We start from the raw sequence: 9010 nt of genomic DNA on the forward strand, positions 1-9010 counted from the left end.
ATTTTGAAAAAATACCATCACCTTTTTTTTGATTTAGACCATACCTTGTGGGATTATGATACTAATGTCAAGGAATCACTTTCAGAAATTTATGATTATTTCAAATTATTTGAAGTGGGTATTTCCAGTTTCGACCTATTCTTAAAATCTTTTTACGAGGTTAACTTCCAGTTGTGGGCACTGTATGACCTAGGGAAAGTAGACAAAAAGGAATTGAGAGAGATAAGGTTTAAGAGGATTTTTGAAAAGGCTGGTGGAGCTATAAGTGATATCCCCAATGAATTGGAGGAGGATTTTATGCACAGAACTTCTTCTAAGCCTCATCTTTTACCTTATTCCAAAGAAATTCTCGAGTATCTCAAACCCAACTACAAGCTTCATATCATTACCAATGGTTTTAATGAAAGTCAGGCAAAGAAAATGGAAGCATCTGGCCTGAGTCCATATTTTGATTTGATAGTAACTTCCGAAACCACAGGTCACAAAAAGCCAGATCCCAGAATTTTCCAATACGCATTGGATAGGTTATCGGTAAAGAATTCCGAAGTGATGATGATAGGTGATAACCCGAACTCAGACATCTTGGGAGCTATCAATTCCCAAATTGATAATGTGTATTTTGATCCCTATGGAAAGGGGATCGATCATCAGCCTACCCATACCATCAAGCATTTGAAAGAGCTCGAAAGTTTGCTTTGAAAAAAATATAGGAATCCCCATAAATCACATTCACCACTAGTCATGCATTGCTCGTGTTTTCCGAGCCATATCCCTTATATTTGTTCTATTAGAAACTTATAAACTCAAATAAATATGCTTAAAGGTTTTTTTAATGTGCCGGAACCAGTGAATGAGCCGGTAAAAAGTTATGCTCCAGGATCGCCCGAAAGAAAGGAACTACAGGAAATGCTAAAGTCCTTGAGAAATCTTCAGGTTGATGTTCCTATGTTTATAGGAAGTGAAGAGGTAAGAACAGGGAATAAAAAGCCTATGTCTCCTCCCCATGATCATCAGCATATTCTTGGACATTTTCATGAAGGTGATGAAAGCCATGTAAATCAGGCCATCAATGCGGCCTTAGGAGCTAAAGAGGCTTGGGAATCTATGGAATGGGAGCAGAGAGCTGCGATTTTCCTAAAGGCAGCGGATCTATTGGCAGGTCCATACAGGGCTAAGATCAATGCCGCCACCATGCTGGGGCAATCTAAAAATGCAATGCAGGCAGAAATAGATGCTGCCTGTGAGTTTATTGACTTTTTGAGATTCAATGTCAAGTATATGACGGAGATCTATGGTCAGCAACCGCCAGTGTCAGGAAATGGTGTTTGGAACAGGGTAGAGCAGAGACCATTGGAAGGCTTTGTGTTTGCTTTGACTCCCTTTAATTTTACTGCTATTGCCGGGAACTTACCAGCCTCAGCTGCAATGATGGGCAATACGGTTGTTTGGAAGCCTGCTTACACTCAGATTTATTCTGCAAATGTATTGATGGAAGTTTTCAAAGAAGCAGGTGTTCCGGATGGAGTGATCAACTTGATTTACGTTGATGGGCCCACTGCTGGGGATATTATCTTCAATCACCCTGATTTTGCAGGTATACACTTTACAGGTTCCACGGGTGTATTTCAGCACATCTGGAAAACAATCGGAGAAAATATTTACAAGTATAAATCTTATCCAAGAATCGTAGGTGAGACAGGGGGAAAGGACTTTGTGGTTGCTCACAAGTCTGCCAATCCAAAAGCTGTGGCTGTGGGATTATCCCGAGGAGCTTTCGAATTTCAAGGTCAGAAGTGTTCGGCTGCCTCAAGAGCTTACATCCCAAGCAATATATGGGGTGATGTAAAAAAATATTTACTGGAGGATTTAGCTTCAATGAAAATGGGACCTACGGAAGATTTCACCAATTTCATCAATGCCGTGATAGATGAAAAAGCTTTTGACAAAATCAGCAAATACATCGATAATGCCAAAACTGCTGAAGGAGTTGAGGTAATTGCTGGCGGGAACCATGACAAATCAAAAGGATATTTTATTGAGCCAACTGTCTTGGTTGTAGAAGATCCAATGTATACCACCATGCAGGAAGAGATTTTTGGGCCGGTTTTGACGATCTATGTTTACAATTCTGAACATTTCGAGGAAGCTCTGGAGTTGGTAGATCAAACATCCCCTTATGCTCTCACAGGAGCAGTGTTCTCAACAGACAGATATGCGATTGAATTGGCTACCCAGAAGCTGAGAAATGCAGCAGGCAATTTCTATATCAATGACAAACCAACAGGTGCTGTAGTAGGACAGCAGCCATTTGGCGGAGCTAGGGCTTCCGGTACCAATGATAAAGCTGGATCTATGATCAATTTGCTAAGGTGGGTATCGCCAAGAACGATCAAGGAAACCTTTGTGTCTCCAGTGGATTACAGGTATCCTTTTTTGGGAGAAGATTGAGTGTGTTAATTGTACCAGGTACCAAGTATAATGTACCAGGTAGAAAGAGTCTAGAAGCGAGAAATTAGACTTGATTCTCCTTGAGGGTGAGATTTCTTTACTATAAACAAGAAGCTATAACCAAGAGACTCGTTTGGTGGAAAACTTGAAAGGGCAGGCTAGAGGCGATACAGAAACCTGATCTTATGTCTTTTGTCTAAAGTCTTGTATCATATGTTCAGAGACGAGAAGAATCAGATGATTATTTAGAATCTTGTCAATTTGTAGTTTTTAGATATGGACCTTTGGGGTTTTTTGTTACCTCGAAGGTCTTTTTCTTTATAGGTGATCGGATCTTACTTTTAACTATAATATCCTTGCAATTCTAAAGTCTCACTTTAAATTTACAAGGATGAATAGCCAAATACCTTGCAATTTTAAAATCATAAAAATCCCGACCTCCTTTTTATTGGGTCTAATCTTTTTGTTTTCCTGCACTGATTCCAAAAATGAAGCTGCATTTTTCACTGCGGATCTAGCTGATTACATCGTGGATACCCTTTATTTGGAAAAGGATACTTTGACCAGGAGTCTGCCTCAAGAGTTCTCCTTTTTCGATCAAAATGGTAAATCTTTTTTATTTGGTGTCGTCGGGAGAAGGCTGTATCAGTATAGCTACCCCTCAGGAGAGCTGGAGGGTACAGTTGATTTTGAAAAAGAAGGGCCTGATGGTATAGGAGGGTTTATATCAGGAAGCTTGATTACTGAAGATGGGATTTTTTTCATCTCAGACCAAAAATCAATTATTCATACTGATTTTCAAGGAAAAGTACTTGACAGATTTCCATTACCTAATGTACCTGAAGAAAGACTTGCCGCCAACTTTTCTGTGGTCAACGGAAATAGGATGTACTATAACAAAGAAAAGAAGCAGTTAATCTTATCGGATGTTCCTTTTGTGTTAAAGGAGCCCAATATGGCTTATGAGGACTGGATTTGGAAATATGACTTAGAAAATGAGCTGGCTGAACCCATATCTTTTTCTTACCCGGATATCTATAAAGAGCATTTTGATGACCCCGAGTTGGGACTGTATTCCCATACATTCCTTGATACTGAAAATCTCCATGTAGTCAGTTTTCCTATGACAGATTCTCTATTGGTATCAGATAGGAAAAGTACCAAATGGGTAGAATCAAAAAGCTCCGAACCTTTGGTTTTTCAAAAAGGAAAAACCAAGCAAGAAGGAGATTATGTTGTGTTTTTACCTAGCATGGAAACCAGCAGATACAAATGGGTTATTTTTGAACCAATGTCTAAGTTGTTATTGCGATTTGTAAGTATTGAAACAGAAGTTTTGGAAGTCGGGGGGATTCACAACAGGAGCAGTTTCATATTGCATGATCTCAATTTTGAAACAATTGGAGAAGTATTTTTTGACAATCAGCAGATTGCGTCCAGTGGTTTTGCTACTCCTGATGGCTATTATTTCAAATTGCTAAATCCAGGTTCTGATGACGTGGAGGAGTATGTAAGGGTATTATTTGAGCTCCCTTAAGCTGTGCACCCAAAAGTTTCAATTAAAACTGTTTTAATTGCAAAAGCAAACTGCATTCTGCCGCAGCAAACTCAAAGGTCGGAGAGGCTGGATCCTTCAGGTTTTCAAAAATCTCTGGGTCTTTTACATCCTTTTATTAAATACTGAGATAAATCTTTGAGGTCTGAAAGGAACCTCAAAGGTTTACTTCTTTTTAAACAAAGAATCCACAAATTCTTTTCGGTTGAAAACCTGTAGATCAGTCATTTTTTCGCCTACACCTATGTACTTGACAGGGATTTTGAATTGATCGGAAATGCCAATGACTACGCCTCCTTTGGCCGTTCCATCCAATTTGGTAATAGCCAGTGCGGTAATGTCTGTAGCTTTGGTAAATTCCTTTGCCTGTATAAAAGCGTTTTGGCCTGTAGAGCCGTCCAGTACCAAAAGAATTTCATGTGGGGCATCTTCTATGAATTTCTGCATCACTCTTTTGATTTTGGTCAATTCATTCATCAGGTTGACTTTGGTATGAAGTCTTCCTGCTGTGTCCACGATCACCACATCAGCATTTGTATCAACGCCCTGCTTAACAGCGTCAAAAGCTACAGAAGCCGGATCTGTATTCATTCCATGGGAAACTACCGGTACACCCACTCTATCTCCCCATAAAATCAATTGGTCTACAGCGGCTGCCCTGAAAGTATCGGCAGCTCCTAAGACAACTGATTTCCCAGCAGATTTAAACTGATGGGCTAATTTTCCAATGGTGGTTGTTTTACCGACACCATTGACCCCAACTACCATGATGACATAAGGTTTTTTGTCTGCGGGGAGATCAAAGTCAGAAAGGTCTGCGCTTTTGTTCTCCTTGAGTAGTGCTTCTATTTCTTCCCTAAGCAGTACATCAAGTTCTTGGGTGTTCAGATATTTGTCACGGGCTACCCTTTCTTCAATTCTTTTGATAATCTTAATCGTTGTGTCTACGCCCACATCAGACGTGATAAGGATTTCCTCCAATTCATCCAGTACCTCTTCGTCAACTTTGGATTTTCCTACTACAGCTTTACCTAATTTTGAAAAAATATTCTCATTGGTTTTTTTGAGTCCTTGGTCCAGGCTCTCCTTTTTTTCTTTCGAAAAGAAACCGAAAATTCCCATAGTATTGATTTTTAGAATCCGAATATAATAAAAAAGTCCCTTTCAAGACGTAGCCTGAAGGGACTTTTGATTGCAATTAGTGCAATGAAATTATTTTTTGAGTGTTTCCTGAACCATTGGAGTTGGAACCATCTCTTCTTTGAAGGAATATGCACCGGTTTTTTCAGATTTTACTGCTCTGATAACCTTGGCATAAGTTACTCCACCTTCTTTTTTCAGGGTTGCTACTACTTTCTTAGCCATATCTTAAGGGGTTTAAGGTTGCTTATGCAACTCAGGTCCTAAATTATTTAATTTCTTTATGAACCGTTACCTTTTTAAGGATTGGATTGAATTTTTTCAACTCCAATCTTTCAGTGGTGTTCTTACGGTTTTTTGTTGTAATGTATCTTGAAGTTCCTGGCATGCCTGAATTTTTGTGCTCAGTACACTCCATGATTACCTGAACTCTATTGCCTTTCTTAGCCATCGCTCTGTATTATTTAAAGTGGTAAACCTGTCTGTATTATTTAATGATGATCATACCCTTGTTTTGAGCTTCTTTCAATACAGCGCTGATGCCCTTTTTATTGATAGTTCTCAAAGCTTTGGTACAAACCTTCAACGTGATCCAAGCATCTTCTTCGGGAACGTAGAAACTCTTCTTGTGTAAGTTTGGATAAAACCTACGCTTGGTCTTGTTGTTGGCATGTGATACATTATTACCTACTTGAGGTCTTTTGCCGGTGATGTCACAAACTTTTGCCATGATATATGATCGTATTATTAAAGACGTTTTTTCAATTGAGTCTGCAAATATCGGACTTTTAACCGAATTACCAAAAGTGCTTCCCAAAATAATTCCGTAAAGTTTTAAAAATGTGGAGGATTAAGGAGGGAATGGATGAAGGATGAGGGAGGAGGGAGGAGGGCGGAAGCGAGAGACGTGTATCTAGAATTTAGAAAAAAGTGACTGTGTTATCCGAAGGTTGCATCTTCATATATATAAGTATTGAGCTTTCAATTCTTTAAACACATCGGTCTCATGGAAATTTTAGAATTAGTTTCGCCCCAACTTACGAAAAACCCAAATTTAACTTTTGACTTCTAACCTTTAAAATTTTGCCTTTCATTCCTCATTTCAGGTATGCCTACAGTTATACAGTTGCTGGTTAATCCATTCTTCAATTAACCAGCAAATCCCACTTTTACTTAGTCGGATATGGACAATGCTTGCAGCCACTGCCACAACAATATCCTCGCCTTAAGTGGTACTGTGCTGTAAAAACCATCAATCCGTTTTCATTGATATAATAATCTCCTGGGATTAACTTTTGTGGGCTTACAGGCTTCTTTTTTGAATTCATTCTTTTATGCTTAGGGCATTTGTTATATTTGTCTGAAATGAAAACAGGTGACTGGATCAAATGATTCAGTGCAGCAAACATACAGATTTATGATGGAAACAATAAACTCAAGCAAGCAGGCAATTGCCTTGGAAGATGAATTCGGAGCACACAATTATCACCCACTGCCAGTAGTGTTGGCAAAGGGGGAGGGTGTATTTCTATGGGATGTGGAAGGCAAAAAGTATTATGACTTTCTATCTGCATATTCTGCTGTCAACCAAGGTCACTGTCATCCTAGAATCAAGGATGCTTTGATCGAACAAGCCGGAACGCTTACGCTTACCTCCCGCGCATTTTATAATAATATATTGGGCCCCTTTGAAAAGTATATCACAGAATATTTCGGCTTTGACAAAGTCTTACCCATGAATACCGGTGCCGAAGGTGTGGAAACTGCCCTTAAGATTGCCAGAAAATGGGGCTATGAGAAAAAGGGTGTGCCGGAAAATGAAGGGGTCATAGTAGTTGCCGAAAACAACTTTCATGGTAGGACTACTACGGTTATCTCTTTCTCCAATGATGAAAACGCCAGGAAAAACTTTGGTCCTTTTACACCTGGATTCGAAAAAATAGCCTACGATGATATTGAGGCTCTTGAAAGAGCGCTCGAAAATAAGAATGTGGTGGCTTTTTTGGTCGAACCCATCCAAGGGGAAGCAGGTGTCTATACTCCTGCTGTTGACTACATGAGGAGGGTGGCTGAAACCTGCAAAAAGCACAATGTACTGTTTATAGCGGATGAAATTCAGACTGGTATAGCAAGAACAGGCTCATTATTGGCGGTATGTGGGAATTGTAGCTGTGAGGGACATTGTGAAAAGCAGGAGACCTACACTAGACCTGATATGCTGATTTTAGGAAAAGCGATTTCAGGAGGATTCTATCCGGTATCGGCTGTTTTGGCTGATAATCATATCATGGAAGTCATCAAACCTGGACAGCATGGTTCCACCTTTGGAGGCAATCCCTTAGGAGTCAAGGTAGCCATGACAGCTTTGGAAGTAATCAGGGATGAGCGTTTGGCATTGAATGCCCGTAAGCTGGGGAGTATCTTTCGTGAGCGCATGCAGCTTTTGGTTGACAAGTATAAAATACTGAAACTGGTCAGAGGAAAGGGCTTGCTCAATGCAGTAGTAGTGAATGATTCTCAGGATAGCAGTACCGCTTGGGACATGTGTATGAAATTGGCTGAGTACGGACTTTTGGCCAAACCTACCCATGGAAATATCATTAGGTTTGCTCCTCCTTTGGTGATGACAGAAGATCAGCTTCATGATTGCTGCGATATCATAGAGAAAGTGGTGAAGGAGTTTGAGAGGTGAAATCATGAAATATCGTGGAAATATGATTGAAATAAAGTTGAAATATTATTAACAGATATTTAAGGATATCGGATATTCATAGATATTTTCTAAGATTGGAATGTGAATATTTCTGAAAAAAGATCCCTCCAAGATATTTGAGATCTTGGAGGGATTTCTTTAAAAAATGGACAATATTTAAATATGTATATTACCGAAGAACTATAGTTTTCTGTGATATAAGTCTTATTTTATTTTATTGTTAGCTTTACCAAACTAAAAAGCCTATTAAACAAATGAAAAAAGCCATTATTTTCGACATGGACGGAGTGATCTGCCATACCAATCCATTCCATTCTGTAGCTTTTCAGGAATTTTTTGCTAAGAGGGGACTTTACCCTACTGAAGAGGAATTTGCCATGCACATGTATGGGAAAAGCAACTCCTATATAATGAGTCATTTCTTGGAAAGGAAGGTGGAAGGAAATGAACTGTTGGAGTTGGAAGATGAAAAGGAAAGCTTGTTCAGAGAGATTTATCAAGATAAAGTTAATCCGATCAATGGGTTTTTGGAGTTTTTTGAATCCCTAAAAGAAAATGGATTACTCACAGGAGTGGCCACTTCTGCACCAAGGGCAAATTTGGAATTGATTATCGGCCAGCTTGGGATTGTAGAAAAAATGGAATCCATCATGGCCAGCGAGGATGTGACCAAACACAAGCCTGACCCAGAGGTATACATTCAGTCGGCAAAAAACCTTGGTGTTGCCCCTGAGCACTGTGTGGTTTTTGAGGATTCGTTTTCAGGAGTGACAGCGGCCAAAAATGCAGGAATGAAAGTGGTGGGCGTTCTTTCTTCCCATATCAAGGAGGAATTGCCTATTTGTGAATTTTATATTGAGGATTACAAGAAGCTGGATGTGATGAGTTTGATAAAGTTGATTTTTTCAAATAATCTCTAACAGATCTGAATTTTCTTTCAACTAAACTTGACTTCTATTATTATTATTATTGACATGATTAAAAACATGTTAAATCTTTAAATAATAAAAAAATTATTTGCTTTATTAATTGTTGGAGCTTTCTTCTTAGGATCAGGCATTGAAGGAAAAGCTGATTGTATGGAGTTCGAATTTAAAATTGTTGATCGAAACCCGACTGCAAGTATGGGTAGTGGATATTTCGGTCTGACCATG

At 39.2% G+C, this 9010-nt stretch carries 10 protein-coding genes; 5 read left to right on the top strand and 5 right to left on the bottom strand.

What is annotated here, in order from left to right; translation table 11 throughout:
* Positions 1–3: 3 nt before the first annotated feature.
* From A33Q_RS02665 to A33Q_RS02675, 3 genes are all read left to right on the top strand, one after another.
* On the top strand, positions 4–699 hold the full coding sequence (locus A33Q_RS02665) for a YjjG family noncanonical pyrimidine nucleotidase (protein ID WP_009036153.1): 696 nt from the start codon (positions 4–6) through the stop codon (positions 697–699).
* Positions 700–813: 114 nt separating this feature from the next.
* The gene (pruA, locus tag A33Q_RS02670) at positions 814–2448 is read left to right on the top strand and encodes an L-glutamate gamma-semialdehyde dehydrogenase (RefSeq protein ID WP_009036152.1); all 1635 of its coding nucleotides are present in this window, start codon (positions 814–816) and stop codon (positions 2446–2448) included.
* Between the two features lie 391 nt (positions 2449–2839).
* On the top strand, positions 2840–3985 hold the full coding sequence (locus A33Q_RS02675; protein WP_009036151.1) for a DUF4221 family protein: 1146 nt from the start codon (positions 2840–2842) through the stop codon (positions 3983–3985).
* Between the two features lie 183 nt (positions 3986–4168).
* On the opposite strand, the gene ftsY is transcribed toward A33Q_RS02675, so the two are convergent.
* The 5 genes from ftsY to A33Q_RS22055 all read right to left on the bottom strand — a co-directional run bounded on the left by ftsY (position 4169) and on the right by A33Q_RS22055 (position 6471).
* Positions 4169–5125, bottom strand: coding sequence for a signal recognition particle-docking protein FtsY (ftsY, locus tag A33Q_RS02680; protein ID WP_009036150.1), 957 nt, complete (start codon positions 5123–5125; stop codon positions 4169–4171).
* Between the two features lie 90 nt (positions 5126–5215).
* Complete coding sequence (locus A33Q_RS21735) at positions 5216–5368, bottom strand: DUF4295 domain-containing protein (protein WP_009036149.1); 153 nt, start codon at positions 5366–5368, stop codon at positions 5216–5218.
* 43 nt (positions 5369–5411) lie between these two features.
* Positions 5412–5594 (bottom strand): 50S ribosomal protein L33, encoded by a 183-nt coding sequence (gene rpmG, locus A33Q_RS02685; protein ID WP_009036148.1) that lies wholly within the window; start codon positions 5592–5594, stop codon positions 5412–5414.
* A 36-nt stretch (positions 5595–5630) separates the two neighbouring features.
* Positions 5631–5873 (bottom strand): 50S ribosomal protein L28, encoded by a 243-nt coding sequence (rpmB, locus tag A33Q_RS02690; RefSeq protein ID WP_009036147.1) that lies wholly within the window; start codon positions 5871–5873, stop codon positions 5631–5633.
* Between the two features lie 439 nt (positions 5874–6312).
* Entirely contained in the window at positions 6313–6471 is a 159-nt protein-coding gene (locus A33Q_RS22055) for a DUF5522 domain-containing protein (RefSeq protein ID WP_160169330.1), read from the bottom strand.
* An 89-nt stretch (positions 6472–6560) separates the two neighbouring features.
* Here A33Q_RS22055 and rocD point away from each other — a divergent pair, with 89 nt between their 5' ends.
* Together rocD and A33Q_RS02700 are read left to right on the top strand one after the other, a co-directional pair.
* A complete protein-coding gene (gene rocD, locus A33Q_RS02695) occupies positions 6561–7835 on the top strand; it encodes an ornithine--oxo-acid transaminase (RefSeq protein ID WP_016254537.1) in 1275 nt (424 codons plus the stop codon).
* Between the two features lie 275 nt (positions 7836–8110).
* Entirely contained in the window at positions 8111–8776 is a 666-nt protein-coding gene (locus A33Q_RS02700; protein WP_009036144.1) for an HAD family hydrolase, read from the top strand.
* Positions 8777–9010: the final 234 nt, after the last annotated feature.

Origin of the sequence: Indibacter alkaliphilus LW1 (genome assembly GCF_000295935.2) — a bacterium.
In the GTDB taxonomy this organism is placed as follows: domain Bacteria; phylum Bacteroidota; class Bacteroidia; order Cytophagales; family Cyclobacteriaceae; genus Indibacter; species Indibacter alkaliphilus.

Coding starts and splice junctions, on each gene's coding strand:
- pruA (WP_009036152.1), top strand. CDS start 814: ATGCTTAAAGGTTTTTTTAATGTGCCGGAACCAGTGAATGAGCCGGTA.
- A33Q_RS02675 (WP_009036151.1), top strand. CDS start 2,840: ATGAATAGCCAAATACCTTGCAATTTTAAAATCATAAAAATCCCGACC.
- ftsY (WP_009036150.1), bottom strand. CDS start 5,125: ATGGGAATTTTCGGTTTCTTTTCGAAAGAAAAAAAGGAGAGCCTGGAC.
- A33Q_RS21735 (WP_009036149.1), bottom strand. CDS start 5,368: ATGGCTAAGAAAGTAGTAGCAACCCTGAAAAAAGAAGGTGGAGTAACT.
- rpmG (WP_009036148.1), bottom strand. CDS start 5,594: ATGGCTAAGAAAGGCAATAGAGTTCAGGTAATCATGGAGTGTACTGAG.
- rpmB (WP_009036147.1), bottom strand. CDS start 5,873: ATGGCAAAAGTTTGTGACATCACCGGCAAAAGACCTCAAGTAGGTAAT.
- A33Q_RS22055 (WP_160169330.1), bottom strand. CDS start 6,471: ATGAATTCAAAAAAGAAGCCTGTAAGCCCACAAAAGTTAATCCCAGGA.
- rocD (WP_016254537.1), top strand. CDS start 6,561: ATGATGGAAACAATAAACTCAAGCAAGCAGGCAATTGCCTTGGAAGAT.
- A33Q_RS02700 (WP_009036144.1), top strand. CDS start 8,111: ATGAAAAAAGCCATTATTTTCGACATGGACGGAGTGATCTGCCATACC.